This window comes from Tardiphaga alba, assembly GCF_018279705.1.
GTDB classification, from domain to species: domain Bacteria; phylum Pseudomonadota; class Alphaproteobacteria; order Rhizobiales; family Xanthobacteraceae; genus Tardiphaga; species Tardiphaga alba.
Window position 1 is genome coordinate 3,904,045 of record NZ_CP036498.1, and the last position, 24,702, is coordinate 3,928,746.

Below are 24,702 nucleotides of genomic sequence, written 5' to 3' on the forward strand. Positions count from 1 at the left end.
TCAGGTTTCCTTGGATTTGATCGCACCACCCATCAGCTGCGTCCACTGCTTTGCGATGGCCAGCATCTGTTCAGGTGATTGCGGCTTACGTTCTCGGTCACGCGCCATCATTTGGCGCAACGGAACGGGACGCTTTGAGCGAGGGAAATAGGCGATCTGCCAAGCCATCAGCGCCCGCTCGTTATACTCACGGGTGAATAGCGCCTGCTTGCCCGCGCAGATCAGGGCGATCACGCGTGGGGTTTTGTTCCAGAAGCCGTCCGGGTCAAAGCCGAACGACACCCATTGCTTCAGGAGGCCCGGCCAGTCCCAGCCTTGCGCCGAGCCGCCCGATTGGGAGGGCGCGGCGTGCCGCTCGCCTCCGGAAAAGCTATCTGGATAGCTTCGACAACTTTGGCGAGCGACTGGAGCATGCCGCCATTCGCCTCCATGATCTCGCCAGCCTCTTTCAACGTCACCTCGGGGTGATGCTCAAAGAGCGCCGCGTGAACCATATGACGCGTCATCGTCAAGCTCATCTTCGACGCATCAGCCATTTCGGTCATGAGCGTCGTGAGATTCTTTCCCGTCGATTCCTCGAGGCGACAGATGGCATCAACCGAATACTTAAGCGTATAGGTCTCGCCCCCGGCCGTGAGCGACACTTCGCCCTTGTGCGGATTGCCCATGGGTTACGCCTGCTCCAACGTCGGCTTGCCGGATACTTTGAAAGTCGACGACGCCGTCATCTTGTCATCGAGCGGACTGTCGGGCTCGAAGCCCGTGAGAATGCCGGTGAAGCTGAACGTCGATCCGTCAGGGAATTCAATGACGCGCTGGATCGCCGCGTCCGGGCCGTCGAGGTCAAATTCGGCCATCATGCTGGCGGCAGCTGTGCCGCCCGGAACGAAGTTCAACTCGAGGCTCACCTCGCCACCGTCCTTCATGCCGGCAATAAACTCGCGCCATGCACCTGGGCTCTGCTCGTGGGATGCGTCGACAGAGTCGCGGGACATCCCTGGGGGCGTGATGCTGGTGACCTCCGCCAGCGTAACGAGCGGGCTGCCCGACTTGAACAGCGTGCCATAGCCAATGCGTGCTTCGGTAGCCATCGCGATGATCTCCGGTAAGTGATGGGGTGGTGTTAGGTTTGGGCTCGAATTTTTGCGGCGAGCCGCGCCGCCTTTTTGGCGAGGCGGACGCGCGCCTTCTCAATCTGGTCGGCCAACTCGGTCTTGATGCCGTCCAGCACCTTCATGACGTTGCCGTCGAAGGCGGGACGCAGATGCGGATGCGCGGCCTGATGCGCATTGCCGAACTCGGTCTGCACTGACTTCGGATGCGGGGTCGGGCCGATGTAGACCTCGACGTCGCTTTCCTTCTTGTTTTGGCTCTTCTGCCGGCGCGAGAGCTTGGTACCGATCGTGTAGGACTGCTTCAGGCCACCCGTCATGCGCGGCGCATTCAGCTCGCCAGCATCGCGGATCGGCGCGCCCTGCGCCTTCAGCGTCCGCTGCAGCACATTGCGCGCGGTCGCCTTCGGCAGTTCGGCCAGAGCCTCGTCCAACTCGGCGAGCCCCTCGATCTTGAAGGACTGCTTGGCCATCAGGATTCGTCGTGCCAGAAAATGAAGTCGCGGCCGACCCGATGGAGCTTGGTCGCGTTGTCATAGTCCTCGCGTTCGTCGACCTGAAACACGCCCTGCACTGTTACGGCGTCACCGCCGGAGCCCATCACGCCGCTGAAGCCATCGATCCGGTCCTTGATCAGGCCGGCAAGCGCCACAGACGCATCGCCGGTCAAAGCCCAAGCATCGATCTGGATGCGCGGCCGCGCCAGGTGTGACGGCCCCTGCATATGATAATCGCCGGGTCCGCCCATGCGCGTATAGACGATACTCGCCTGGTTGATCCCCTGCGGGATCTTGAGCGGATAGACGCGCGCACCAACGATGGCCGCAATGCCGATATCGGCCAGCAAGAACTGTCGCAGTGCTGGCCGGATGTCCTTCACGATCAGACCGCGACGCCGGACTCGATGATGTTCACATCAAGCACGGTCGTCGACTTGGCGATGCCGATGATTGTGGCATAGCCGCCAGAGGCAATGTCCGCGACTGGGCAGATGCCGCCGGCCGTTTTGGACAGGTAATAGGCCAGCCCGGCCGTCAGCGTAGCGCCCGGCGTGAGATCGCCCGACTTGTGGATAGTCAGGGGCTGGTTGAGCGATGCGCCATTCAGCGCGACGCCGCGCACCTTGCGGACTGCGGCCGTGGCGGAATCGCTGTCAGCCAGCAGGTATTTCTTGGTCGTCGGATCGAGATAGACGGCCTTTCCGGCGATGATCGTCTCACCGGCGAAACCCGACTCCTGCTTGGAGTCGCTGCCGGCGATGACGTTGGCTGCGGTGATGCTGAGATCTGCCATGGTCCTGGTCCTTCGGGGTTAGGTGGTGACGTCGGCGCGGCGGCTGGTGATGATCTTGAGACCTTCCCGCCGGTTGATTTCGTGAACTGCGAGCACGTCATGAATGCTACGCTCTGGAATGACATGACCGGGATCGAGGGCTTCCGCCTCGCTCAACGCCGGGTGAATGATCCGATCAAGCGGCGTCAGCACCGCCACGTCAGACGAATAGCGAATACGAAACTCGATCTGTTCGCCGGCCACCTTCTCCGGCGAGGAGAAGCGCTCGTCCCCGCGCACCGGCCACATCGAAGCGGCACGGCGCAACGCAACGTTTGACCACGCCTCGAGCGGCTCCCCCGACGGTGATTGCGTGAGGCTCTTGCGCTGGATGGAAATGCGACGGTCGAGACTACCTGCCTTCATCGGTCAAGCCAGGCTCTGGAAGGGGAAAAGCAGGCCGCGAACCGCAAGTGGCAGTTCCGCTACCGTCGAACCAACGACGACCGCCTCTCGGTTTGCGTACCAGTGCCCAACCAGAAGCAGGATAGCCTGCTTGATTGGTGCCGGCACGGAGGCGGCATCTGGGTAACCCGCGTTGTAGCGGACACGAACAGCCTCACTCTGCGACATCACCTGCGGCCACGAGGCACCGTATGTGAGCGCGACGCGCGGCATCCCAGGTTGCCCGACCAAGCGATAGTCGGTGCCGGGAACAATTTGCTCGGCACCATCCTCGTCGTCATATTTTACGCTGACGATGTTGACCACCGGCGGGAACGCTAGCCGGATATCGCAGAATCCGAAGCTGTCACCACGCCATTCGAGCACTTGAGGCATGATAGCCCGGCCGAGCGAGCCGGCCGGACCATCCATGTGGCCCGTCGCGGCAGCGATCAAGCCATCAATGTAGACATCGTCGTCCGCAAACTCTTCGGCATGCAGATGCTTCTTGGCATCAGCACGCGAAACCGGGAATACGGTCGGTGGAGTGACGACGACGATTGGCATGGATCAGTTCACCAGAACGTGGAAGGTGCCGATCTTGGCATTACCTCCCTGCGCCAGAACGATCTTCACGCGGTCATTTGCCAGCGCGACCTTGTCCTGAATCGCCGTTCCACCGGAAGCATACAGCGAGGCAGTGCCACCTGCGTCCGAGGTCGGCACGCGCGGACGGGCGTTGACGGCTGCCGTCACATTCGTTCGGGTGAGCAGGCTTTCGCCGGTCGCCTCCGACGTGACGGTGAAATCAACCGTGTTGTCGAAGGGCGTTACGCCGTGCGGCACGTACTGGATGGCGTGCAACTCGCCCGACAGGCGAGGCGTGTAAGCAGTCGCCGATCCATCGGCAGCAGTGGTGACCGTAACCTTGTAGCGCTTCATGATGCTTCTCCAAATGGCGCCGCAGCGCCGGGTTGGCGATGGCGCGGGCTACTTGCCCTTGCCCCGCGGCTTTTCGGCCTTGTTCGCCGGAGCGGGCTCGGCCTTGTTCATGCGTTCGGTTTCGGCCTTTTGAGCCGGCTCATCAGCAGGCTTTTCAGCCGGCGCAGCCTTCGCTTCGCGCGGGACCAAGACGCCCAACGCCACGAGATGCTGAGCATCCGCCTCGCTGATGGTCCGCACATCGCCCTCGACATAGATCTTGTCGCCCTCATGCAAGCGCATCACATCGTATTCACGTTCTGCCATGGCATCCTCCTGTGCAGCCGAGGCGGCGACGTTCGCCGCCCCTGACGCATGCTCGTTACGCGGCGAGCGCGACGTCGAGATCGCCGTAGATGAACGCTTCCGGCCGATAGACCGCGAGCGCGAGACGCTCTTCAGCCAGAACCGTGATCAGGTTCTTGATGAAGTCATCTTCGTTCTCGGTCGCGATCTCGACGCGGGCTGCCCAACGGTCGAACACCTGCGCGCCGAGCTTGAAGGCGCCGGTGAGGAACTTGCGAACAGTGATCGCCTGCGTCGCGACGACGGGCAGCCCCCACATGGTGGGCGTGGTTGCGCCCTGCGGGTTGCCGATGATGTAGCGACCGGTGGTGTCCTTCAGCGTCTCCATGCCAGCCCAATCGATCGGGTGAAGAACATGGCCGGTCGCAGGATACTCGGCGAGCGCCGCCTGCAGCATCGCCAGACGCAGAACGTCGAACATGTTGAGGTCCGCGATCGCGATCGGCGCCGAGTACGCGGTCGCCTGCGGAATGATGCCGAGCAGGTTCTGGCCCGTTCCGTCGCCATTCAGAAGCTGGCCCTCTTCCTTGTAAGCCAGGCCGTAGAGCAGACGATTGTTGATGATCGACTGCAGCTGCGGGATATCGCTCATCACCTGGCGCGAAGCCTTCATCCAGTGAGCGATGACCTTGGCCGAGGTCGAGACGAGATCGAGCTTGATGTCGGACGACGGCTTGGTGGTGCCTTCAGCCACCATGCCGGCGTTGTTCACGAAGCCAGTTTCCTTCACATACTCCAGCGTATTGCCGTCCATCTGCCCCTGCGAGAGCAAATCACGGACGGTCATGCGGCGCTGTGGCAGCGGCAGAATACCGGGAAGACGCGTATTCTGGATGGCATCACCGACCGATCCGGCGGCATCGGTGGTCAAAGAAGTGAGGGTTGCCTTGGTCTGGAAGTCGACGCGACCGCGCGGGTTCGGGTGCGCCAGGAACTGCTTCACCTTGTCGTCGCCGACGAACATCTCGCCCATCGACTTCGGCACTTCGATGTCCCCCTTGGTGCCCTCCAGAACCTTCTGCTCGAGCGTGGAGAGTTGCTCGTTCAAAGTATTCATCTTGGTGAGGACTTCGTCGGCCTTGTCCTTCTGTTCGCTGGACATGGTGACACCCTTCGCGGCCTCGGCGAGCGCCTTCTCGGCGATCTCCTTGACAGCATCGAAGGACTTCTGGAATTCGGCCTTCACTTCGCCCGCAAGTTCAGCGGCGGTCTTATCGGTCATGATGGTGCCCTTTTCGGCAGAGGAGGAGGAAAATCAACCGGCCTTCAGGAGCCCCTGAAGGAACGCGGCCGCGTCATTCGCCTTTGCGTCGGGCTCCCCCCGAAGATGCGGCGCTGCCTTGCCCGCGATTGCGGCGGCCAAGGACTTCGAGAAGCCTGCGTCCCGCAGGTGCTCCTCAAACTCACGGACGGTTGGCAGTGCCCCGCCGTCCAGAATGGCTTTAACGCCCAGGATGCGGGCAGATAGATTCATCGGCATTGTGACGAGCGAGATCTCGCGGAGATCAACCTTCTTGAGGCGCATCACACCGCGGCGCTTCTCATCAGGCTCTGCGCCACCGGCCGGTATGCCGTAGCCGATCGACATGCCGCCGATCGTCTTGTTCTTAAGGTGAGCATGGGCGCGACGAGCCAGCGGGTCGGCGTCGATCAAAAGGTGCCCCTTTACGTAGAGCCCTTTGGAATCTTCCGCGATATCCTTCCAACCGCCGATCGGCTCGCGCTGGTCGTGCTGCCACAGCATCGGAATGACACGGCCATCGGCTTTCGCTTTTACCACGCTCTCGATAAAAGCTCCCGGCTCGACGACGTCGCCGCCCTGGTCGACGTTCCCGAACGTCGAAGCATATCCCTCGAACTCGCCAGCCTCCGAGATGCTCTTGGTTTCGAATGTGAAATCGAAGTGCTTCATTTGTCGCTCCCGACGACGCGCAGCTTCGGATTTGCTGGCGCAGGTGATGGCTTAGGATCCGGATCTTCTTTGCCGGACTCGGTCAGCGGCACGTTCTGCATCTGAACGCGGTTCACGTCGCCACCATCGACGGGCGGCAGGTTTTCCATCGCACAGACCTGATTGATGTTGAGCCAGCCCTTGTCTAGCCCAGCGCCATAGTAGGCTGCTCGCGCGGCGCTATCGCCTCGCAGCAGCCCATCCATGTTCATTTCGATAATGATGCCTGCAGCGCGGTCCGCTGGCGTCAGCAGCCGCTTTTCCATCGCCTGCTCGATGCGCTTGCAACGACGGCGAAGATTGAACTTTTGGAAGCCCAGAACTTGCTCAGCAAGTCCGGAGCCCCAGCTCGTGGATTTCTCAGTGTGCCCGATCATGAACGGCGGGACGCCGAAAAATCGACACACCTCGTCAACCGAAAAACCGCGAGTCTCAAGCATCTGCGCATCTTCCGGGTTGATGGAGATGCTTTTGTATTCCAGACCGCCTTCAGCAATATACGGGCGACCAGCGTTCATAGCGCCCATGTATCTCTCAGCAAGCCGCTGCTCAACGAGATCACGCTGATCCTTCGTTAGCCATTCCTTGAAAACGAATTGGCCAGACGGGCGCATGCCATTCGAGAAGGTCTCGCGCGCGGCTCGGTCGGTGGCCTGAGCCAGCGCGAATGAGCTGCGCGCGAAAGTCAGAGTTGAGAGACCACCAAGAGGACCTCCGCCGAAACCACGAACGTGCAGCACCTGCTCGTCGCCAAGGTCGAAATATTGGCCATCTTCTGACCATCGGTACCGCAGACGTCCTCGATCGTCCCGGGTCACCGACACGATGTCAGGACGGATAGGCAGAAGCGACACAGGCTTTTCACCGGATCGGATGATCCGAGAATAAGAATTCCCCCAGAACTCCAGGCTCGACTGCATAAACTCCAGATAGTCGACGGCCGTTTGATCGTTATTGGGGCTGTCATGGAGGATGCGATAGAGCGGATGATCCTTTGCGACAGCTCGCGAGCCGTCCTTGTTGGTCCGATAGACCATCAACGGCAACGTCGCGATGGTGCCCGCTATCAGGTTCACGCACGCCCATGCCGCGGACAGCCCGAGCACGCTCGACGGCGTGACCGTCTCACCGGCCGGGGTCGAATCGCCCCCGTTCCAGCCGCGGGGATCTTTGATGTCGAGAGAGCGCCGCTGAAGCTTTGCCACCGCCTTCTGCCAGAGCTTCACGTCATTCCTCCGCCAAGCTTGCTAAGAAGCTGCTGATGTTGTTTTGGCTCACCGGATTCCAGCTCATCAAGATTGCGGCGCAACCGGTCGCTATAAGCGGGTCGATTTTCGCACTGCCAGCATGCTGTTTGGTGATCATGATGCCGTTGCCCTGGCGCACGACTTTCGCGTTACTCACAACCCAATTCATGAGCGTCGTGCCGCCGTGAAAAAACGTACGATCCGCCAGCTTGAATTCGATGCCCCACCAAGCCGGCGAAAGGGCTGGTCCCTGCCTGACCCGACGAAGCATGTCGTCTGTCATTCCACCGGCCATCAGATCTTCGATGATCGCAGCGACGTTGTTAGGATCGAGCCCAACCGCATCTTTTGCAGGCAGCAGTCCGCTGGCCATCACCCTGCGAAACACACCGCCAAATCCGAGGATCAAATCCTCAGGACGATCGCAGATCGTCAAAGTATTCTCGGCCTCGAAGTCTTGCAGAGCCGGCGCGATCTCCTTGCGCAAGGCTAGTACCGGCTTGTGAACCCAGGCATGGTTCCAACACAGCCAATGCCGCGTACCCTTTTCGCGCCCAATAACCGCTGCGCCCAGCAAATCGTCGAGCCCGCCACCATCCCCGCCGAAGGTCACGACTTCGGAGCGTCGCAACAATTCATCCAGGTCAGCGAGTTCGTTGACGGCACCTTGCTCCCAATAATCCGCCCCACGCCAGCTATCGTCACCGATGCCGACGCCGATCTCGATATTCAAATGCTGCGAGGTCCAGATCTTCTCGGCCTCGGCATTCACCTTGCCGTTGTTGTCGTAGTCAGCAGAGAGGCGCTCCGGGTCGATTGACCGTCCGAGGTTAGGCAGGATCGGTGCCCAATTGCGTTTATCGCGCCAGTAGTCCTGATCGCGCTGTTGCGCGAGCGGAAATTCGTAGAGCACGGGCAGCAGGATTGGCGCCGAACCACCGTTGCCATCACGGATGTCACGCGCCTTCTTAAGTTCTGTCTTCCAGATGCCGGCCGGCTGTTCATCCGACTGCGTGGTGATCATCAGGACCTGTCCGCCCTGCATCGTGATGCCACCACCGCGGATCTGTTGCATGACGGCCGAGGCTTTCGCCTTCTTACCCAGTTCGTGCAGCTCATCAATAATCGTGAGGATCGGGATTTCCCCGGTAACGATCGACGTGTCGAAGGTCTTGACGTTCAGTTGCGTGCCGGTCTTCCTGCGCTCGATACACTTCAGGTGATCCTGCACCTTAAAGATTGCATTGAGCCGCGCATCGATGCGGATCATCCCTTGCGCCTGATCGAAGCACCGCTCCGAGATGTTCTGGCTCGGCGCCACCAACAACATCTGCCGGTTTGGCGCTTCTTCCATGAACAAGGCTGTCAAGCCGAGCGCAGCGACATACGTGGTCTTTGAGTTCTTCTTCGGCACCATGCACAGCAACTCCCATACGAGTCGCTGCTTTGTGATCGGATCTTCACTCGCGAGGAACGCGACGAGGATGTCGCGAAACCAGTCACCGCATGCTTCCGACAATGCCGGATTCCCGGGCACATCTGGCAACCGCAGGCGATTGAAGAACGCCAGCGCTTTAGCGGCCCTCTGTTCATTAACCGGGATATCCGCCATCGGCGTCTGTCCGGCCTGAATGCGATCCCACCAGTCCGGACAGGCGAAGCGCGGCGCCGCTTCAATGGACAGCTGTTGCATTCTGCGCGGCTGCTTCTTGCTCCAGCTCGGCCATCAGATCGGCGTCGGCATCGATCGCGCGCTGGGCATCAACCTGTTTCTTCCCGACGCGCTCGGGCAGCGCGCCATCGGCATTGCTTGGCGCGCTCGCCATGGTGCGCTCGATCTCCATGCGGTCGTTCTTCTCAACGAAGGCCATGAAGACCTTGCCGGCCGCCGTACTGCCTTCGACGAACTGGCGCCACAGGGTGCTGGCCACAGCAGCGTCCATCCGATCGCGCTGCTGATCGCGAAACTTGATAACCGAAAAATAATGCTTGCGCAGAGTCGGCTCAGTGATGTGCAGCGCATTAGCGATCCGCCCGTTGCTCCATCCGAGAGCAAGCAACAGCGTGACTTTGTTGCGGTTTTCCGTCGTCGGCAAATGCTGTGGGCGACCACGCCCACCATGGTTGCTTGGCACCGGGTCACCGAACAGGTCAAAAACTCGGTCCATCTCAAAAAAAATCCGTAAATGTGAGCCCCACCGGTCCGGCGTCGGAGCCCTTTTGAAGTTTCGACACCCCCCCTATGGAACTATCGAACGAAATTTTATTTCAGAATTTTTTCGCGAGGCATTGCCTAGTCCCACACACCACGTTGATGCAGGGTCGACTGCTCTTCGCGCTGCTTGTCGCCGTCATGGCAAGGCTTGCAGAGTGTCTGCAGGTTGGCCTCATCCCAGAACAGACGTTCATCACCACGGTGAGGCTTGATGTGATCGCACACGAGCAGCGAGGTGTTGCCTTGCAGCCTGCCGCAGCCAGTCCGCTGGCATTGATACAAGTCGCGAAGGAAGACGGAGAGCCTGAGCTTCTGCCATCTCGCGGTCTTGTACCAAGAGCGCCATGGTGGCGAGGCAGGCCGGCTGTGCTTGGTGTTCGTTCTCACTATCCGCCTAAAGGGGGCCGCCTGCCGGCTAAGTAGCAAGCGGCCCAAGTCTAGGGAGGAAACGCCCAAGGAGGGCAACGGCAGCACGCAAGCACTACCGCACACCCTAGAACGACAAAGCCCGGCGCTAAGGCCGGGCTGATGTTGGGATACGCTTCGCGCGGACCCTTGCCTCTGAGGCACCAGGGTTACGCCGAAGGCTTGGCCTCCTCACGATCCGTTCCGGCATCCGTGGGATGCTAGACCGGCTCGATCTGCTCCGCGGTCAATGGCAGCGGCTGCAGGCGTCCGAATATAGACATGACAACACTGAGTCGGCCCTTTGAGTCCAGCCCATCGAAGGTGGCGCTGAAGCCTCGGAATGGACCGTCCACAATCTTGACCACGTCACCGGCTTTAAACAGAAGGGCGCGCTTGCTGCGAGGCGTGTTTGCCATCCTTACGGCGTCGATCAGTCTGTTAGACCACTCGTCATTCAACGTCGCGATCCAATCGCCAAACCGCAGCAAGCCGATAACACCATCTACAGACCGAAGCTGGCTTGCATGGTGCGCGACCCATTCCGGCACGAACAGGAGTCCGGGAAAGACCGGGACGATAAACCTGCGCTCAATGCGCCGCTCTGCGCTATTCCAGCGGGACCGCTGCGTCACCGCTCGGGTTTGCGGCATAGTCGGCAGATAGTAATCCACGCCGCGAAGTCGCAGCCCGCGCGTCACCTTCTGCTCGCAGCTCGGATGGACGCGAAGCGCATAGAGCATCTTACGCTCCATTTCGAACAGCCAAGCGGGCACCGCGATAGCGCCTTCCAGTTCATCAGCCATCAGCCCGCGCCCCATTGCACCCATCCTCCTGATTATCGGTATAGACCTTGCCATCCTTGCTTGGCGGCCACGGCCACGGCACTGCAGATCCCTCAGCCATCCTGCGCCGCGTCCCCAGCACGAGGTTTTCGTCAATGAACGTCTCCCAAGCCGCAGCCTGCTGCCGGCTTGCAACGACCCATTGCTCGCGAGGCGGTGCATGAGCCAATGCCAACAGCCGTGGCGTGACCGGCTTCAAATGCCGCACATTCCCGTCGACCGAACGCATGACCGTGCGCAGGAAATCGAGCGTCCCGACAAGCCCATGCAGCGCCGTCACCGCCGCCGCTTCGACCGTATCCGGGGCAAAACTCGCGTTCACCGGCCTTTCAGCCTCAGCCTTCGCGGCCAGCAGCGTCCAGCGCTTCTGCTCGAGGTATCGCCACCCAGCCGGCACGCGATCACGCTTCAGACGCTTCAGGTCCGCAAGGAACGGCCCGATCCCCTCCAGCGCAGCAGCGCGCTCATCGTCGCTAAGCGCTGCCGCTGCATACCCGGTTCGCTGCCGGTCATCGGACGCAGCGGTCGGCCAACGCTGCTCGAAAGCCGAAATGAACTTTGCCACTTCGTCATGCGCGCGCGCGTCTCTCTCTCGTTCAAGATGGGGACGTTGTAAGGGGACGTTCTTGGTGCCCACGTATGTATGGGCACCCCGTGCCCGCCCTGGGTGGGCACCCGGGTGCCCATCTGTGGGCAGGGGTGCCCGCTGGTGGGCACCCCCTCCCCGGATTCCGATAAGGATTCGCTATCGTCTGCCGAATCCTGAATCATGCTGTCGTCACGGTCCAAGATGACGCGATAGGCAAATGACTGACTGGGCTGCGTGCCTTCATCTGCATCAGCTTCACGTCTACGCATCTGGACCCAACCAGCTTCGTAAAGTCGCTCGAGTGAGCGCTGCAGCGTTGCGCGGCCGCACTTGATCTCGCGCGCCATCTTGACCTGGCTGCGCCTGCACCAACCCAAATCGTCGATGTGACGGCCGAGCAAGCACAGCACCTGCAGATCGCGAGGCTCTAGCGTGTCATCAGTGACAGCGCCGGCCGGAATGATTGAATAGCGAGGGCCGCTCATTGTGGTCTCGATGTGATGCTAGGAAACTGGACGCACACGCAACTAACAGTCCGGGTTAAGCTGGCTCGCAGGCCGGCGTGGCGTCGCAGACGATCTGCTCGCCGTCTCGATAGAATTCGGTCCAATGCCGAGCACGCGGCCCTTCGACCTCATGCCGCCCGACCTTGGTGACGCCGCAACCGTTGAGGCAGGTTCGCTCGCTCTTGTGTGGGAAGCGCGTGGGCTCACCCCAGCGATGACGCGGCCCGCTCATGCCGGCACCGGCGGCGAAAGAAGACGCTCAACGATGCGATCCTCTGGCATCCGTTCGAAGGCGCCGCGCTCGGCAGCAAGCACCAAACGATCAACCCAATGCTCTGGCATGATGGTGACTTTGCGCTCGACGCCATCGACCACAACGACATCTGACCTCACCTCACCCAGCTCATGCCCATCCTTCACGAGACGACAGACCACTCGCGAGATCGCAAGGCTACGCTCATCATCGCGCGCGATCATTTGAAGCAGCGCAATGGTCGGCCCATTCAGCATCAGATGCGCCCTCTCAAATCGAGCGCACTACGGCCCGGCAGAGGATCACCAAGCAAAGCGGCCGTCAGAGAGGACGGCGCAGTGGCCTCCCGCGCGGCGCGGTCTGCAAGCTGAGCCGCACTTGCCAAGCCATAGATCGGCAGCTGGAGGTTAGCGTCTCGCTCCAACCAAAGAGCCTTGCGTTGCGCGGTAGTCAGGGACGCGGCGTATTCCTTGAACTTCAATCGGACGCCTGAAACACTACGCCCCAGCTCGCCGCCTATAGCCGAGAACGGCATGCCATTGCGCGCAAAGGCCACCAATCGCTCGACTTCGTCATCGGTCCAAAGGGTGCCATTCGCCATCACGCGACCTCGACATAAGGCAATACGCGGAGGCTCAGCGCGCGGGCCGTGGCGACTTCGGCCTGAGCGCCCAAGCTTTTCTCCCACCCAGGCAGCACAACCACCGCGTCAGCGTGCAGGCACACGAATTCGAGATCATCTTTCAGGGCTTCGCGGAGGTTGAAGCCATGCTTGACCTCGGCGATGGAATTGTCGCCAGTCTCGTTTCCCTTCGATATATCCACCCCAGTCGCGATGATGTCGCGCTCTGCAGGGTTGAACACTTCGTGCCCCTTGCCGCGCAGATCAGCAGCGGCGGCATGGAATGCGGGGAAGTTGAATTCGGCGATGCCACGCATCGGTCCAGCGATGTAGATCTTCATGCGTCCTCGCTCGCAGCGCTCTTTGGAAGGAATTCAGGAATGTCGATTTCGGGGACAGCCTGCGCCTGATTGCCCCAAGCGTCCCACCCTTCTGGAAGCGGGTGCTCATCATCCACGCGCGCAAACAATTCCAGCACCGGCAGGCCGCCGGTCATGGTCTGGATCATTTCGCGGTAGTGATCAGGCTTGCGCGAATGCTCGCGCTTCCTCTCACGATGGTTGCTGTTGAAGATCTCATCCCGCGCAGGCTTCGGCAGACCACGGCCTCGCTTGAACAGCAGGAGCAGCTCGTCCTGATCGCGCACGATGATGCCGCCGCCAATATCGTCGGGATGCGCCTCGTCGTTCTTTGTCCAGACGAAGCAAGTCGAATAGCCGTCACAACCAGCGGCGCGCGCGACTGCCCAAGCCAAAGGCAGCTTGACCGCACGTTCGATCACCACTCCATCATCAGTACTGAATTCCATCAGCACAGAGTGCAGCGCCATCAGATGCGCTCGCGGAATCCACAGGAAGACCCAAGCGTCGGGCAGCAGCAGCTCGCTGACCTGCTTCATGAGGGCGAGGATGTCATCCCACGACATAGTCGGGTAATGGTTCTCATAGGATCGATTGGTGACGCCCTGCTTGCGGTGCCACGGCGGATCGATATAGGCGCAGGGGTAAAGCCGCCCCTTCGGCAATTCGGCAGCCTTATCGCTCAGCTCTCGTGCAAGCTGGCGCCGACTTTGACGCTGGGAATCCTCAGAATCGATTTTGAGGATATCGACCATCACCGGCCCGCCCTCGCGCGCACGGCCTTCCATCATGCGCAGCAAAGCTTCAAAGCGAATATCGCCGAGCGCGGCGACCTTTTGAGCATGCGACGACAATTTCCGATCGATGCCAGCCTCTTCAAGTGTCAGCGGGCGCTCTACCTGTTCGGACTCGGAACAGGTAGCATCCTGATACGGCTTACCACCCTTCGCTAGACCAACAGTCGCCTTCTGCTCGGCGATCATCTCTCCGAGCCGCTTTGTCGCTCGCACACGGATCTTCGCGGCGTCGATTTCAATATCGCGGTTTTTGGCCTGTCGCGCATATGCACGAAGCGCCTCAGCCTGGTTCAGAACTTCCTTCACCTCATCGACGGCGACCGCCGCAGCCAGCGCCCGACAGGCAGTTTCATATCGGATAAGAGCGCTCATCCCTCACCTCGCACAGTCGGAGGCGCAGCGACTGCATTGCCGATCGTGTCATCGAGGACCTGGGCGCGCAGAGATGGATTCAGACGTAGGCCCGCACGAATAAACGCGGCCCCGATGCGCATCGAGGCCTCCGGCGTCATACCCACGCGCACCGCATTGCCCTTTTTGTCGCTACCAAATACGCGGACGACTGCGAGATCGGCATTGACCGTCAGCAACATGTCTCGATCGAGCATGGTCACTCGCTCACGGCAGATTTCGACCTCGTCGGATCCCGGCTGATCCGAGATCGCCGGCAGCGCACCCTCGCTCATGCGCAGTCACCGCGGTCGTGGGACCCCGCCGGGAGCTTTGGCATGTCGCCGAACGGCGCCGCAAAGGGATCGCGCCGCCGTTCAAACGGCCAGCAGATGGTGACGATCAGCCCAGCCAAACCCAAGGCCACAATGGCCAAGCCTACAATCCATTCGGTCATCACATAGCCCTCGCCAGCCGCAGAAAGATTTCAATTTGTTCGGGGGATTTATCTGAGCCGGACGGGCACGACTTGGAGGGCACACGCCCGCCCGGCTGGCTTACCGGCGGCAGTTGCGCCGGAAGCGGTTCGCGTGCTGCTCGCAAGGGAGAAGACGTTTCGGACTTCACAGCATCGCCTCCTGCTTCGCAGGCGGTGGGCCTTGAACGAACAGGTCGGGAGCATCGAGAGCCGCCTGAATCCGCCGGCAGGCAATATCGAAGTATCGTTCTTCGATTTCTATGCCGGTGAACGATCGGGAAAGCTTGACCGCCGCAACGCCGGTTGATCCGCTTCCCATCAAAGGATCGACGATCCTCTTGGCCATCGGAATCTGCTGCAGACTCCACTCCATGACCGCAACAGGTTTCTCGGTCGGGTGCTGCTTGCCCTTGTAGTCACCCCGAGCTAGCGGGTCCCTTGTCAGAACCCGAGCATTGGTATCCTTGGAGAACCACGCCTGTTCGCATTCAGCAAAATCGCGGCCCTTGAATCCAGCGCCCTTATCCCACACCAAAAAACCGCGAGACGGCGGCAGCAAAAAATAGTTGCCGCCCCAGATAATTGCTTCATCTCCTGCAGCCAAAAGCAAACGGACGAGTTCGCCATCGATCGCGTGATCGTCCCATCTCAGATCGGTGTGCTGCCACTTTTCCCGACCGTACTTTCCAGTTCCAGAAGACGCCCCAATGCCATATGGCGGGTCGGTCACGACGGCATCGAATTGCCCAAGCGTTGGCAGGATCTCCCGACAGTCACCGAGATACAAACTCACACCCTCAGCAAGGTGCTCAACGCGTCCGAACGCTGATGTCGCAGGAGCGCGGGAGCCGGTCATTCTTCGACCCCCGCATCAAGCTTCTCGATTTCGATCTCGTGCTTGAGACGCTTCACCAGCTTGCGCAGCCGGACCGCGACTGGGTCTGTTGCATCCTCGACCAATCCGAGCACGACATCGACAGCGAGATGCGTGCGACACATCGACCGCAACATGTCGCCATTTTCAACAGCGTGGCCGGAGAGCAGTTTTTGACAGGTCGATAGCGATCCGTTCGTCAAGAATTCCAACGTTTCCGCAGAGTTAGGGCGCGGCAGTGAGCCCTTCACTTTTTGCATGACTGCAGAAATCTGAGGAGTTTGATTCCCCACACGGAAATTCTGATTCCGAGAGTCCGAAGGCGCTGGTTTGGCCTGTACGCGGGACTTGGCTACCAATCGCGTCATGAATTCACCTGTTCTGAAAACATCGGGTTTTGGGTCTCAGGAGCCGGCACATGCATCGCGACCAAGGTGTCAAACGTGATCCCGTCGATCGCACGCTCACGCGCCGCGTCGACCAGCTTCGGCCAGTACCGAACGGGGATGGATGATCGTCGACGCATCTCGGATGCGGTCGACAGATTGAGCCCCAAGGCCGCTGCGAAAGCGCTCGTGCCCGAGAACGCCGCGAAGACTTCATCGATCGTGTTCATCCACGATGACGTACATGATTCGTGTTCGCTAAACCAACATTATTTGTGTTTACACGTTGTGTGAAATAACGTTTATGAGCGAATTGGGCGATAGACTGAAAAAGGCACGGGAATCAGCGGGATACCCGTCTGCCCGGGCGGCAGCCGTTAAAAAAGGCTGGAAGATATCCACGTATTCTGCACACGAAAACGGTCAGAACGACTTCGGCCCCGACGACGCCCAAAAGTATGGACGCGCGTTTAAGGTGACGGCAGGCTATCTGCTTACTGGCGAAGGCGCAGTCCCACGTGGCGAACTGGCGCGCGTAGCGCCTGGCCAGGAATTCCCACCAGACGCCGATGGCGGAGACGGCCCGATCACCGAGCTTGACCGCCCATTTCCGGACGCCTTGCCGCAAATGGTGGGCAGGATTGGAGGCGGATCAACTGGCGCCGTGATCACGATTGACGTCGGCGACATGCAGTCTCGCGAAGAAGTCGGCGAATGGTGGCGCATCCCGCCAGGCGTCTTGCGAGGATTGGCGCGAGCTGATGTTGCCAGCACCGTAGGCTTCGCCATGGATGGCGACAGCATGGAGCCAACAATTCAGCGAACCGACATCGTCTTCATCGACACAGGCCGTCAGCGGATCGAACCCGATGGCATTTGGGCACTAGATTATGGGCTCGGTCGGACCTTGAAGCGCGTCTCCGTCGAACGGGCCGACGGGCAAACGCGTTACGTGCTGAAATCTGATAACAAGGCCTATCCCGACCAAGCGTTCGACCCGGAGGAAATCACAATTTTCGGGCGGTATGTCGGTCGCTTCTCGGTCTTCTAATGATACTTGGCAGGTGAAGTGATGCTGCGGAAAACATGCTACCTCGTTGTGACAGCGATCGCATTATCTGGATGCAACACAACCGGGTCCAGCCCTGCTCCATCGGCCGGCTCGGCAGATCTTCCGCCAGACTTCAAAGCGCAGATCGTTGCCCGAGCGAAGGTCGAGTATATCGACCCATCGAGCATTCGCGACGCAAGCATCTCTCAACCGATTTCAGGAACATCTTTCAGCGGCAGCGTGAGCACAATTTGCGTCCAAGCCAACGCGAAAAACCGGCTTGGAGTTTACGCTGGCCTGCGGACGACAGCATACACCTTTCGGGGTGGGGTTATTACCGTCGCAGATCAGCAGTACGTAAGCATGACCTGCTCGACTGCGGTGTTCGAGCCGTTTCCTGAGCTAGAACCACAAGCCGCCGCACCCCAAAGCCGACCAGGAACACGCCGTTCCAGCTAATCGGCGCTTGATGTACATATTTCGTGTTGACTAAACGAACACGATACGTGTACGTTTCACGTGAAATGATTCACGGGAGATGTACACAATGCCTCGCCGCAATACATGCAATCGCCTTCCGGGCGTAACTTCGACCCTTCCGCCCTCTATCACCATCAGCGCACTGATCGACAATTCGACGGTCAGCGCCCGCCCGGATCTCCGTGGCAAAGCTGCCGTCGAGCAGATGGCAGACGACATGCGCCAGTTTGGCCAGCGCGAGGGCGGCGTCAGCCGCGACGACCTCGAATTGCTGGGCTGGACGAGCCAGCAGGTGGACCTGCACAGCAGCGACGCACGCACGCTCGCGCTCCGCCTCTCGCGCGTGGCGGCCTGACATGACCGCGCAAGACTCCGCACTGGTCAACTTTTGGCAAAATAACCGGCATCTGGCGCCGGCACAGCGCATCCGCGCTTTTGACGCCGCAGCACTTGAGGCGGCAAACAAGAACAACATGCCGCATGCAGACGCGCTTTTTCTGGCGCAGCAGGCGGCAGTCGCTGAAATCGTAGCAGGCCGCTGATTTGCGGCCTGCGCTTCAGGACAGCCATGGCAAAGAAGCGCACCGACCCTCGCATTCTTGAGCGCGACGCTAAGATTCTCGCTTTGCGAGGAACGATGGGCGTCAAGGAGATTGCGCGAACGCTTGGCACGACGAAGGGCGTCGTGAGCGGCGTTTGCTTTCGCGCAGACCGGCCGACATATCGCGCCCCAAGGCGCACACGAATGCCGATGGTTCAGATCTCGACACCGCTCCCCCCGATTTGCATGCGGCCGCGCGCGAGCTGGCTGCGGAGCGCAACATCACTCTTTGCGATTTGAGCAGGTCATTGTTACGCGACGAGGTCGCGAGAGCGCGAGCACAGCGCCAGACTGAATCGGTGCCGTCATGAGCGGTCGCCCTGCACTCCTCACTCAGGCCGAGGTCGCCCGCGCCGTCAAAGGCGCGAAGAAAGCCGGCGCCTACGCGGTTGTCATCCGCCGGGACGGCACCATCGTCGTGGAACTGACCCCATCTGCCGACAGCAACGCCGCAAAACCGGTTGAGAAGCGTCGGGAGATCGTCCTTTAATGGAAACCATGCCCCGCCCTCGCCCGCCTCACCTGCACCATCAGCGCACCCGCCATGGCAAATGGGTCTGGTATGTTCGCGTCGGTAAGGGGCCGCGCGTCCGGATCAATGAGGCCTACGGCACCCCCGAATTCGATGCCGCCTATCGGGCCGCGCTGGACGGCGAGACCGCGAAGCCTGGCAAGCCGCAGAGCAACTCGCTTCGCTGGCTGTTTGAACTGTATCGGCAGTCGCCGGAGTGGCGCGGCTTGTCGAGCGCAACGCGCCGACAGCGAGAGAACATTTTCAAGCCGATCATGGAATCGGCTGGCAAAGAACCGTTTGCGGCGATCGACAAGAAGACGATCCGCGACGGCATCCAGCGCCGCTACGGGACGCCAGCGCAGGCTCGCCATTTCCTCGACAGCATGCGCGGCATGTTTCGCTGGGCCGTCGAGACCGAGATCGCAACAGCAGATCCGACAGCCGGTCTCAAGGTCCGCAAGCCGAAGACCGAGGGCTTTCCGGTCTGGACGGATGATGAGATTGCGAAGTTCGAGAAGCGATGGCCACTGGGCACGCGCGAACGCGTCATGTTCGACGTGTTTCTCTACACCGGCCTTCGCCGCGGCGACGCCGCAAGGCTGGGCCGGCAGCACATCCGCAATGGAGTGATCGAGATCACGACGGAGAAGACCGGCACACGCGTCTCCATTCCCGTCCTGCCGGAGTTGGCAGCCACGCTTGAAGCAGGCCCGGTTGGCGATCTCGCCATCATCGCCACGCGCGACGGCGCGCCAATGCGCAAAGAGTCGCTCGGCAACATGTTCGCCAATGCGTGCCGTGAAGCCGGCGTTACGAAGTCGGCGCACGGCCTGCGCAAGGCGGCCGCAACCGTCGCCGCCAACAACGGCGCCACGGTCGCTCAGCTCGAAGCCATCTTCGGATGGGAAGGCGGCCGGATGGCCTCGCTTTACACGCGTTCGGCCGACCGTCAGGGCCTCGCTGCAGCTGCGATCAGCAAGCTGTCAAGGACCAAGCCGTGAACATTCTATTCCCTCACCGTACGGGAGGTGAGGGACTGAAAGCGAAAAGCCAAGTAAAAACAGGAGGATGATATGTTGATGGTGGGGGAGGCAGGACTCGAACCTGCGAAGCCATAAGGCGGCTGATTTACAGACACATAGGGTCACGACAATCAGCTCCCGCTCGTTGAGGTTATGGGAAGGTAATTCAACGAAACACTTCAACTATTGCAGCATGTTAGGTCTATTTGCAGTAAATATCGAAGAGCAGCCTCATCCATTGACTTTGCACTCCGGCGACGCTCTTCTGTGACCTACCTGTGACCTATTTTCTGCATGACACATGACTGCTCAGATCACCGCCAAGACGTTAGCCAAGGCCTTTAAGGACTCCCAAAAGATGCGTGGGGGCAAACCAAGCGTGGGCGAAAGAGAGGCTCGCCCCTCCCCTTATGACGTGTCTGACAATCGGATCGCAGGGCTCCAGCTCCGCGTTAAGCCAACCAGCGTGCGTTGGTCGATGAGGACGCGTCTTCATGGCGACCAACGCCGTTATGACTTGGGGCCTGCTGTGGCAGGCAACGAGGACTTGAACGGCCTCACTATAGACGGAGCGCGCTCCCGGGCGGCTCGGATCGCGGAAATGGCGCGCCACGGTCAAAATCCAGCAGTATTCTTGGCTGCCCTTGCCACTGGCGTCTCGATTGAGACGCGGATGCGTGCCGATTCTCAGCGCGCTAAGCCGTCCTGGTCGTGGGAAAAGGCAAAGCACGAGTTCCTGACCGAGGTTAGACGCACAAACAGGCTCGATACCCACCGCGACTACCGCGGCAAATTACAACCTGTCGAGCTGGCCCGTTTCGAAGGGCGGCTGGTCAGCGACATCACCCGCAACGAAATGGCAGCGGCCATTTTCGCCGTTCACTCCCGCGGCGCGGAGGCAATGTCGGAAGGCATGGTCCGGGTCATTAAGAGATTTTGGAATTGGCTGTCTGAAGCAGTTCGTCAGGACGAAACGTCCGTAGCCGACGGGATAATGCTCAAGCTAGAGGCCCCGCCGAGGACCCGTGTCGAGATCGGCGAAGAAGCCTTCGACCCCGATGACGAGCACGGTGATACACCGCCTGAAATTGAGATTGGTCGGGCGCTGGCTATTGCTCGATTAGGTTGCCTTCCAGAAAGAATAGGTCTCGGTATACAGCTGCTAATTGGCACAGCCCAACGCCGCCGTGCGGTGACTGGCGCTAACCGCTGGCGATTTCGGAACTATACCGAAGCAATAAATGAGGTCGCTTGGTACGTGCCTCCATTTTTTAGAAAATCAGGAACAAAGCGGGGACGTCGCTCACATTTGGTCCCGTGCATAGGCTTTGCCGCTTCAGCTCAAGAACATCTCGACCGACTCGCCGACTTTGACAACTCGGAAGGTTGGCTTTTTCCAGCCGGTAAGACGAATAAATCGGAGCGCCCACATGCAGAAGCCGGGCTATTCAACGATTACCTTACCGCAATGCCAGGCGTTTCCTTTTCGCCGCACGGCGCACGTTATGCGTTCGCCTCCTACGGCGAACGCGACCTAGGCTTCAAACCAAGCGAAGGAAAGCTCATCTTGGATCATCTCGAAGGGACAGAGCCCAATGACGTTACGGGCTTATTTTACTCATCGGATCCGGGCATCGAGCGTAAAAGACGAATGATGAAAGATTGGACAGATTGGTGCGACGAATGGAGCGCAAAAGCCATTGCTCAAGATCGCGCACTGCTCGATCGAGACCTCATGACCATTGAGATCCGTCGATCTCGGTATAAGGCCAAGGCATCTGAGGCACGTAATAGCTCGATAGAGTGAAAAAATTGAAGAAGCAGGGTCAATACATTGTTTGCCCTGTCGAAATGTACTCAAACTAACTTTGAGCACACGATCCTGCGAGCGCGCCAATACTGAAGGCCAGCTGATACAACCGCGGCTCAGAGGCTCAACTTTGCGCGGCACTTCTCTAACACTGGTGACATACTTGAGTATCGTTAATTTACTAAGGCAGTTTTTTGGTACCAGCGAACCGTTGCTGCGCACTTTTTCGGCTGACACCGCTCTGTTTCGCGGAGTTGCCGTACCTGAGGATCATGAGCTCAGGACCAATGGCGACGAAGCAGCTTGGTTTTTTCATGACCGTCAATTGGCTCAAAAATATGCTCGCGCTCATCTTAGCGCGCGGGATAAATCCGCCTTACTCACCGCGCAGATGGTAGGGCCTTTGACACTAAGACAAATCCGTTTGGCCGAAATGACCGCGTATCTGCACGATCGCAACATAGCTTCTTATCCCATCCAAACTTGGCAAAAGGAAACGCTTTTACCTTCGCTTATCACGATCTGGCCTGCATCGGGCACGTATGATACTACAACGGGTGAAATATACTTAGTTCGGAACACGTACCGAATTATCAACTCCGAGATTTTGGAATAACTTTACGAGTAAATTTCCACTGAAATAATATATAGGGCAGGTGCAAGTCGCCAAGACGCGAGCTGAGCAGTTCTTCTATGGCCCACGAGATGTCAAAAGCTGCTTTGAGATTCTTTCATATCGTTCGAGTCCTTTAGCTAGTTGATGGCTGGAGGATCTTAGCATGACAAACTCTGTCCGGCTGGTCCTTATTCAGGACATATGCTTCACCCGTTCCGAGGCGCTTGATAAATGCAGGATGAAGCCTGAATTGGTGAACAGATCGCGACGAGGCGGAATCCGTCCGTTGACCATCGACGACCTGAGCTGTGTATTCGACAAGTTCCGTAGTCGAGTACAATCCTGCAACAACCTCTGCGTCCTCCGATCCGGTTAGCTCGTGGGTCCAGAAATTATTGACCGAGCCGATGACCTGACGTCGAAAGTCGTCGGAACCACTTGCCGAAAAGTCAGCCCAACTCTGAGTGGCCAAACAAACGCACGCCCCATACGATCGTCCCATATTGATCAAATTGAGGGTCGTCGTCGGATTCGAAAAGAACGAAAACTCATCCATGATTAGCAGAATTCTCTTTCTGCTCCTCACCAATGTTGACTTGAGGTCGCCGACGACAAGCGATGCAAGCACCGAGGCCGCATCGGGATATTGCAACGCCGGCAACCCCACATATGCAATTCCAGATTCTTCGCGAAGCTGCCCCAAGTTAAGAATGGGCCGCTGCTGCAGCCTCGCCTTGGCGATATTAAGCAAATCACCGAAGTCTGAAGCGGTGATGGTTTCGACCACAGCTTCAAGACTGTCCATCACCTGCTTCTCATTCGTGCGCCGCCGGATAATCTCCGCCTTAATCTGATCGTAGTCTTGTCGCCTGCCGGCGCCGCGCTTGGCGAGCCCGAGCATGTTCTTCACCGCGAGATTCCGCGAAAACGTGTGCAGGTCTTGGACGATCCGCCCATATTGAAGCGACTTGAATGTCGTCTGCGCGTGAGCCGAGGCGAGCCCCCTGAAATGGGCTTCGCTCCACTCGCGGAGTTGAATCACAAGCTCTTTCTGCTCGGTCGGTCGTTTGCCGCTAAAAGCGTCATAGGCACAGCTTCGGCTCGGATGACCTGCATCCAGCGGATAAAATCTCCGCTGATTCATTTCCGCGATCTTTGCCAGTTCTTTCCGGACCTCCAGATCACCCTTTCCATCCAGATAGACGATCGGGATGCCGAGACGCGCGCATTCCGAAGCGAGCCGCAAGACCGTTACGGTCTTTCCCCGACCGGACCGGCCAGTCACCACTACATGGCGCGAGAGTTGGTCTTGGCTGATCCGTACAGCCATGCCAGTCATGGCATCTACGCCAAGCAGAATGTGCAAGCCCGTGTAGCTCTGCGCTGCGCGCGTGATCAGATATCCCCTGATCCGCGCGTATGGCGGTGGCTTCCGCTGTTTCGATTTGCCAAAGACCTGAGAGGTGGGCGAATTCAGTTCGTCTTGCTGAAACAGCAACCAAGAACCGCCGATGATCGATCCGATCGCACCGGAAACTAGCCAAGTTGTCGGTTGCAACGAGAAGGTCAGCCATCGGATCCAAATCGGATGCGACTGCACGGACGTGTCCGTGGAGCCGCTAAAGAGCCCGAAGAATCCTGTCAGATAGACGATGATGTCGCCACTCAGCCCTCCCCATACGATTGCGAGAGCACCGAGGGCGAGCGCGACAATGCCCGTTCTAGTGAGGTTTCCGAAAAACCAAGCCGGCAGCCTGACTGCGAGAGCAGCAATGATACCCATCCATGAGAGGATGCCGAGACCGCAAATTGCCAATCCCAGGCCGATGAAAAACGTGGCGACGTCATGGGTCGCCGTAGACGTGTTCGACTGATCGTTTTTCACCTTAGGCATCCTGATTTTCGGGGGAAGAGATGAGGACGACGCGTACCTTGTCCTCGTGACGATCGATAAATCTGCGGACGTACCGGCCCATGCGCACATCCGGAACGAGGTAACAGACCTCTGCGTACAGCTTGCCGGTTCCATAGGCATCGATGATCGCCTGCAGCCGAGCCGGAGCCTTCATCGACAGCTCCAGTTCAATAGCGATCGGGCGCCCCTGCACGGGGACGAATTCGATATCCGGAATGTGGCTGCTTTCGATGCCCTGAACACGCAGGTTCTCGCGGATCCTGCGATCGGGATTCAGCGTCCCTTTGCCAAACATGGCGAAGACGCGCCGCTCCAGATCGACGGCCATCGAGTCATGCCGCCAAGTCGCCAGACGAATGCCGGGCAAAGGCCTCAGCGTATCACCCGCGATCGTACAGCCTTCCTGGGTAACTCCGATCGGCTGGATGCTCAGTCCATTGACATAATGGCGCTGCAGCAGACCGGCTTCGATGAGCTTCCGAACCCGCCTTGCAGCCGTACTAAAATCTACACCCCACCGCTTCGCTATCTGCTCAACCGTTACTCCGCCCCACCCGTTCACCCAGGGCAACACATCAATGTCACGCTTAGTCACGATCATGATGCTCTCGCCTGCAGAACAGTCTCTCCGACCTCTCTTCCTTCCCCAGGCGCCGCCCAC

Annotated in this window: 35 protein-coding genes; 7 read left to right on the forward strand and 28 right to left on the reverse strand. The window is 59.4% G+C overall.

Annotated features, from left to right (window positions below):
* The 26 genes from RPMA_RS18520 to RPMA_RS18645 all read right to left on the reverse strand — a co-directional run bounded on the left by RPMA_RS18520 (position 1) and on the right by RPMA_RS18645 (position 16,262).
* Positions 1-282 carry a hypothetical protein gene (locus RPMA_RS18520; protein ID WP_211909156.1) on the reverse strand — a complete coding sequence of 94 codons (282 nt, stop codon included), beginning with the start codon at positions 280-282 and terminating at the stop codon, positions 1-3.
* Positions 283-290: 8 nt separating this feature from the next.
* Complete coding sequence (locus RPMA_RS18525) at positions 291-668, reverse strand: hypothetical protein (RefSeq protein ID WP_211909157.1); 378 nt, start codon at positions 666-668, stop codon at positions 291-293.
* Positions 669-671: 3 nt separating this feature from the next.
* Entirely contained in the window at positions 672-1,091 is a 420-nt protein-coding gene (locus RPMA_RS18530) for a phage tail tube protein (RefSeq protein ID WP_211909158.1), read from the reverse strand.
* A gap of 32 nt (positions 1,092-1,123) precedes the next feature.
* Positions 1,124-1,585 carry an HK97-gp10 family putative phage morphogenesis protein gene (locus RPMA_RS18535; protein WP_211909159.1) on the reverse strand — a complete coding sequence of 154 codons (462 nt, stop codon included), beginning with the start codon at positions 1,583-1,585 and terminating at the stop codon, positions 1,124-1,126.
* A complete protein-coding gene (gene gp17 / locus RPMA_RS18540) occupies positions 1,585-1,992 on the reverse strand; it encodes a tail completion protein gp17 (protein ID WP_211909160.1) in 408 nt (135 codons plus the stop codon). Before gp17 ends, RPMA_RS18535 begins: the two co-directional genes overlap by 1 nt.
* A gap of 2 nt (positions 1,993-1,994) precedes the next feature.
* A complete protein-coding gene (locus tag RPMA_RS18545) occupies positions 1,995-2,405 on the reverse strand; it encodes a hypothetical protein (RefSeq protein WP_211909161.1) in 411 nt (136 codons plus the stop codon).
* A gap of 18 nt (positions 2,406-2,423) precedes the next feature.
* The gene (locus RPMA_RS18550; RefSeq protein WP_211909162.1) at positions 2,424-2,810 is read right to left on the reverse strand and encodes a head-tail adaptor protein; all 387 of its coding nucleotides are present in this window, start codon (positions 2,808-2,810) and stop codon (positions 2,424-2,426) included.
* Between the two features lie 3 nt (positions 2,811-2,813).
* Positions 2,814-3,395, reverse strand: coding sequence for a head-tail connector protein (locus tag RPMA_RS18555; RefSeq protein WP_211909163.1), 582 nt, complete (start codon positions 3,393-3,395; stop codon positions 2,814-2,816).
* A 3-nt stretch (positions 3,396-3,398) separates the two neighbouring features.
* Entirely contained in the window at positions 3,399-3,770 is a 372-nt protein-coding gene (locus RPMA_RS18560) for a hypothetical protein (protein WP_211909164.1), read from the reverse strand.
* Positions 3,771-3,818: 48 nt separating this feature from the next.
* Positions 3,819-4,076, reverse strand: coding sequence for a hypothetical protein (locus RPMA_RS18565; RefSeq protein ID WP_211909165.1), 258 nt, complete (start codon positions 4,074-4,076; stop codon positions 3,819-3,821).
* A gap of 55 nt (positions 4,077-4,131) precedes the next feature.
* A complete protein-coding gene (locus RPMA_RS18570; protein ID WP_211909166.1) occupies positions 4,132-5,337 on the reverse strand; it encodes a phage major capsid protein in 1,206 nt (401 codons plus the stop codon).
* Between the two features lie 33 nt (positions 5,338-5,370).
* A complete protein-coding gene (locus RPMA_RS18575; RefSeq protein WP_211909167.1) occupies positions 5,371-6,027 on the reverse strand; it encodes an HK97 family phage prohead protease in 657 nt (218 codons plus the stop codon).
* The gene (locus tag RPMA_RS18580; RefSeq protein WP_211909168.1) at positions 6,024-7,292 is read right to left on the reverse strand and encodes a phage portal protein; all 1,269 of its coding nucleotides are present in this window, start codon (positions 7,290-7,292) and stop codon (positions 6,024-6,026) included. The genes RPMA_RS18575 and RPMA_RS18580 overlap by 4 nt, the downstream gene beginning before the upstream one ends.
* Before the next feature lies 1 nt (position 7,293).
* A complete protein-coding gene (locus RPMA_RS18585; protein ID WP_211909169.1) occupies positions 7,294-9,006 on the reverse strand; it encodes a terminase large subunit domain-containing protein in 1,713 nt (570 codons plus the stop codon).
* Positions 8,987-9,481 (reverse strand): response regulator transcription factor, encoded by a 495-nt coding sequence (locus tag RPMA_RS18590; protein WP_211909170.1) that lies wholly within the window; start codon positions 9,479-9,481, stop codon positions 8,987-8,989. Before RPMA_RS18590 ends, RPMA_RS18585 begins: the two co-directional genes overlap by 20 nt.
* Before the next feature lie 125 nt (positions 9,482-9,606).
* Positions 9,607-10,098 (reverse strand): HNH endonuclease, encoded by a 492-nt coding sequence (locus RPMA_RS28430; protein ID WP_328516526.1) that lies wholly within the window; start codon positions 10,096-10,098, stop codon positions 9,607-9,609.
* Between the two features lie 56 nt (positions 10,099-10,154).
* A complete protein-coding gene (nusG, locus tag RPMA_RS18600) occupies positions 10,155-10,739 on the reverse strand; it encodes a transcription termination/antitermination protein NusG (RefSeq protein ID WP_211909172.1) in 585 nt (194 codons plus the stop codon).
* A complete protein-coding gene (locus RPMA_RS18605; RefSeq protein WP_211909173.1) occupies positions 10,732-11,415 on the reverse strand; it encodes a hypothetical protein in 684 nt (227 codons plus the stop codon). Before RPMA_RS18605 ends, nusG begins: the two co-directional genes overlap by 8 nt.
* 686 nt (positions 11,416-12,101) lie before the next feature.
* Positions 12,102-12,350 (reverse strand): hypothetical protein, encoded by a 249-nt coding sequence (locus RPMA_RS18610; protein WP_211909174.1) that lies wholly within the window; start codon positions 12,348-12,350, stop codon positions 12,102-12,104.
* A gap of 32 nt (positions 12,351-12,382) precedes the next feature.
* Positions 12,383-12,727 (reverse strand): hypothetical protein, encoded by a 345-nt coding sequence (locus RPMA_RS18615; protein ID WP_211909175.1) that lies wholly within the window; start codon positions 12,725-12,727, stop codon positions 12,383-12,385.
* The gene (locus tag RPMA_RS18620) at positions 12,727-13,089 is read right to left on the reverse strand and encodes a DUF4406 domain-containing protein (RefSeq protein WP_211909176.1); all 363 of its coding nucleotides are present in this window, start codon (positions 13,087-13,089) and stop codon (positions 12,727-12,729) included. The genes RPMA_RS18615 and RPMA_RS18620 overlap by 1 nt, the downstream gene beginning before the upstream one ends.
* The gene (locus RPMA_RS18625) at positions 13,086-14,276 is read right to left on the reverse strand and encodes an MT-A70 family methyltransferase (protein WP_211909177.1); all 1,191 of its coding nucleotides are present in this window, start codon (positions 14,274-14,276) and stop codon (positions 13,086-13,088) included. The genes RPMA_RS18620 and RPMA_RS18625 overlap by 4 nt, the downstream gene beginning before the upstream one ends.
* Positions 14,273-14,590 (reverse strand): hypothetical protein, encoded by a 318-nt coding sequence (locus RPMA_RS18630; RefSeq protein WP_211909178.1) that lies wholly within the window; start codon positions 14,588-14,590, stop codon positions 14,273-14,275. Before RPMA_RS18630 ends, RPMA_RS18625 begins: the two co-directional genes overlap by 4 nt.
* A 327-nt stretch (positions 14,591-14,917) precedes the next feature.
* Positions 14,918-15,628 (reverse strand): DNA-methyltransferase, encoded by a 711-nt coding sequence (locus RPMA_RS18635; protein ID WP_211909179.1) that lies wholly within the window; start codon positions 15,626-15,628, stop codon positions 14,918-14,920.
* On the reverse strand, positions 15,625-16,014 hold the full coding sequence (locus RPMA_RS18640; RefSeq protein ID WP_211909180.1) for a hypothetical protein: 390 nt from the start codon (positions 16,012-16,014) through the stop codon (positions 15,625-15,627). Before RPMA_RS18640 ends, RPMA_RS18635 begins: the two co-directional genes overlap by 4 nt.
* Positions 16,011-16,262, reverse strand: coding sequence for a carph-isopro domain-containing protein (locus tag RPMA_RS18645; protein ID WP_211909181.1), 252 nt, complete (start codon positions 16,260-16,262; stop codon positions 16,011-16,013). Before RPMA_RS18645 ends, RPMA_RS18640 begins: the two co-directional genes overlap by 4 nt.
* A 74-nt stretch (positions 16,263-16,336) precedes the next feature.
* Between RPMA_RS18645 and RPMA_RS18650 the strand changes: the two genes are divergently transcribed.
* The 7 genes from RPMA_RS18650 (at position 16,337) to RPMA_RS18680 (ending at position 22,126) form a co-directional block, all read left to right on the forward strand.
* Entirely contained in the window at positions 16,337-17,083 is a 747-nt protein-coding gene (locus RPMA_RS18650) for a LexA family transcriptional regulator (RefSeq protein ID WP_211909182.1), read from the forward strand.
* A 547-nt stretch (positions 17,084-17,630) separates the two neighbouring features.
* Complete coding sequence (locus RPMA_RS18655) at positions 17,631-17,918, forward strand: hypothetical protein (protein ID WP_211909183.1); 288 nt, start codon at positions 17,631-17,633, stop codon at positions 17,916-17,918.
* Between the two features lies 1 nt (position 17,919).
* Positions 17,920-18,105, forward strand: a complete 186-nt coding sequence (locus RPMA_RS18660) for a hypothetical protein (RefSeq protein WP_211909184.1) — start codon at positions 17,920-17,922, stop codon at positions 18,103-18,105.
* A gap of 366 nt (positions 18,106-18,471) precedes the next feature.
* Positions 18,472-18,654, forward strand: coding sequence for a hypothetical protein (locus RPMA_RS18665; RefSeq protein WP_211909185.1), 183 nt, complete (start codon positions 18,472-18,474; stop codon positions 18,652-18,654).
* Between the two features lie 8 nt (positions 18,655-18,662).
* Entirely contained in the window at positions 18,663-19,679 is a 1,017-nt protein-coding gene (locus RPMA_RS18670) for a tyrosine-type recombinase/integrase (RefSeq protein WP_211909186.1), read from the forward strand.
* Positions 19,680-20,001: 322 nt separating this feature from the next.
* Positions 20,002-21,507: an integrase family protein gene (locus tag RPMA_RS18675; RefSeq protein ID WP_211909187.1), complete on the forward strand. Its 1,506-nt coding sequence runs from the start codon at positions 20,002-20,004 to the stop codon at positions 21,505-21,507.
* 166 nt (positions 21,508-21,673) lie between these two features.
* Positions 21,674-22,126, forward strand: a complete 453-nt coding sequence (locus RPMA_RS18680) for a hypothetical protein (RefSeq protein WP_211909188.1) — start codon at positions 21,674-21,676, stop codon at positions 22,124-22,126.
* Between the two features lie 133 nt (positions 22,127-22,259).
* On the opposite strand, the gene RPMA_RS18685 is transcribed toward RPMA_RS18680, so the two are convergent.
* Positions 22,260-24,011: a helicase HerA-like domain-containing protein gene (locus RPMA_RS18685; RefSeq protein ID WP_211909189.1), complete on the reverse strand. Its 1,752-nt coding sequence runs from the start codon at positions 24,009-24,011 to the stop codon at positions 22,260-22,262.
* A gap of 1 nt (position 24,012) precedes the next feature.
* On the reverse strand, positions 24,013-24,642 hold the full coding sequence (locus RPMA_RS18690; RefSeq protein WP_211909190.1) for a MarR family transcriptional regulator: 630 nt from the start codon (positions 24,640-24,642) through the stop codon (positions 24,013-24,015).
* Positions 24,643-24,702 lie beyond the last annotated feature (60 nt).

Coding starts and splice junctions, on each gene's coding strand:
- RPMA_RS18525 (WP_211909157.1), bottom strand. CDS start 668: ATGGGCAATCCGCACAAGGGCGAAGTGTCGCTCACGGCCGGGGGCGAG.
- RPMA_RS18530 (WP_211909158.1), bottom strand. CDS start 1,091: ATGGCTACCGAAGCACGCATTGGCTATGGCACGCTGTTCAAGTCGGGC.
- RPMA_RS18535 (WP_211909159.1), bottom strand. CDS start 1,585: ATGGCCAAGCAGTCCTTCAAGATCGAGGGGCTCGCCGAGTTGGACGAG.
- RPMA_RS18545 (WP_211909161.1), bottom strand. CDS start 2,405: ATGGCAGATCTCAGCATCACCGCAGCCAACGTCATCGCCGGCAGCGAC.
- RPMA_RS18550 (WP_211909162.1), bottom strand. CDS start 2,810: ATGAAGGCAGGTAGTCTCGACCGTCGCATTTCCATCCAGCGCAAGAGC.
- RPMA_RS18555 (WP_211909163.1), bottom strand. CDS start 3,395: ATGCCAATCGTCGTCGTCACTCCACCGACCGTATTCCCGGTTTCGCGT.
- RPMA_RS18560 (WP_211909164.1), bottom strand. CDS start 3,770: ATGAAGCGCTACAAGGTTACGGTCACCACTGCTGCCGATGGATCGGCG.
- RPMA_RS18565 (WP_211909165.1), bottom strand. CDS start 4,076: ATGGCAGAACGTGAATACGATGTGATGCGCTTGCATGAGGGCGACAAG.
- RPMA_RS18570 (WP_211909166.1), bottom strand. CDS start 5,337: ATGACCGATAAGACCGCCGCTGAACTTGCGGGCGAAGTGAAGGCCGAA.
- RPMA_RS18575 (WP_211909167.1), bottom strand. CDS start 6,027: ATGAAGCACTTCGATTTCACATTCGAAACCAAGAGCATCTCGGAGGCT.
- RPMA_RS18585 (WP_211909169.1), bottom strand. CDS start 9,006: ATGCAACAGCTGTCCATTGAAGCGGCGCCGCGCTTCGCCTGTCCGGAC.
- RPMA_RS18590 (WP_211909170.1), bottom strand. CDS start 9,481: ATGGACCGAGTTTTTGACCTGTTCGGTGACCCGGTGCCAAGCAACCAT.
- nusG (WP_211909172.1), bottom strand. CDS start 10,739: ATGGCTGATGAACTGGAAGGCGCTATCGCGGTGCCCGCTTGGCTGTTC.
- RPMA_RS18610 (WP_211909174.1), bottom strand. CDS start 12,350: ATGATCGCGCGCGATGATGAGCGTAGCCTTGCGATCTCGCGAGTGGTC.
- RPMA_RS18615 (WP_211909175.1), bottom strand. CDS start 12,727: ATGGCGAATGGCACCCTTTGGACCGATGACGAAGTCGAGCGATTGGTG.
- RPMA_RS18620 (WP_211909176.1), bottom strand. CDS start 13,089: ATGAAGATCTACATCGCTGGACCGATGCGTGGCATCGCCGAATTCAAC.
- RPMA_RS18625 (WP_211909177.1), bottom strand. CDS start 14,276: ATGAGCGCTCTTATCCGATATGAAACTGCCTGTCGGGCGCTGGCTGCG.
- RPMA_RS18630 (WP_211909178.1), bottom strand. CDS start 14,590: ATGAGCGAGGGTGCGCTGCCGGCGATCTCGGATCAGCCGGGATCCGAC.
- RPMA_RS18635 (WP_211909179.1), bottom strand. CDS start 15,628: ATGACCGGCTCCCGCGCTCCTGCGACATCAGCGTTCGGACGCGTTGAG.
- RPMA_RS18640 (WP_211909180.1), bottom strand. CDS start 16,014: ATGACGCGATTGGTAGCCAAGTCCCGCGTACAGGCCAAACCAGCGCCT.
- RPMA_RS18645 (WP_211909181.1), bottom strand. CDS start 16,262: ATGAACACGATCGATGAAGTCTTCGCGGCGTTCTCGGGCACGAGCGCT.
- RPMA_RS18650 (WP_211909182.1), top strand. CDS start 16,337: ATGAGCGAATTGGGCGATAGACTGAAAAAGGCACGGGAATCAGCGGGA.
- RPMA_RS18655 (WP_211909183.1), top strand. CDS start 17,631: ATGCCTCGCCGCAATACATGCAATCGCCTTCCGGGCGTAACTTCGACC.
- RPMA_RS18660 (WP_211909184.1), top strand. CDS start 17,920: ATGACCGCGCAAGACTCCGCACTGGTCAACTTTTGGCAAAATAACCGG.
- RPMA_RS18665 (WP_211909185.1), top strand. CDS start 18,472: ATGAGCGGTCGCCCTGCACTCCTCACTCAGGCCGAGGTCGCCCGCGCC.
- RPMA_RS18670 (WP_211909186.1), top strand. CDS start 18,663: ATGCCCCGCCCTCGCCCGCCTCACCTGCACCATCAGCGCACCCGCCAT.
- RPMA_RS18675 (WP_211909187.1), top strand. CDS start 20,002: ATGACTGCTCAGATCACCGCCAAGACGTTAGCCAAGGCCTTTAAGGAC.
- RPMA_RS18690 (WP_211909190.1), bottom strand. CDS start 24,642: ATGATCGTGACTAAGCGTGACATTGATGTGTTGCCCTGGGTGAACGGG.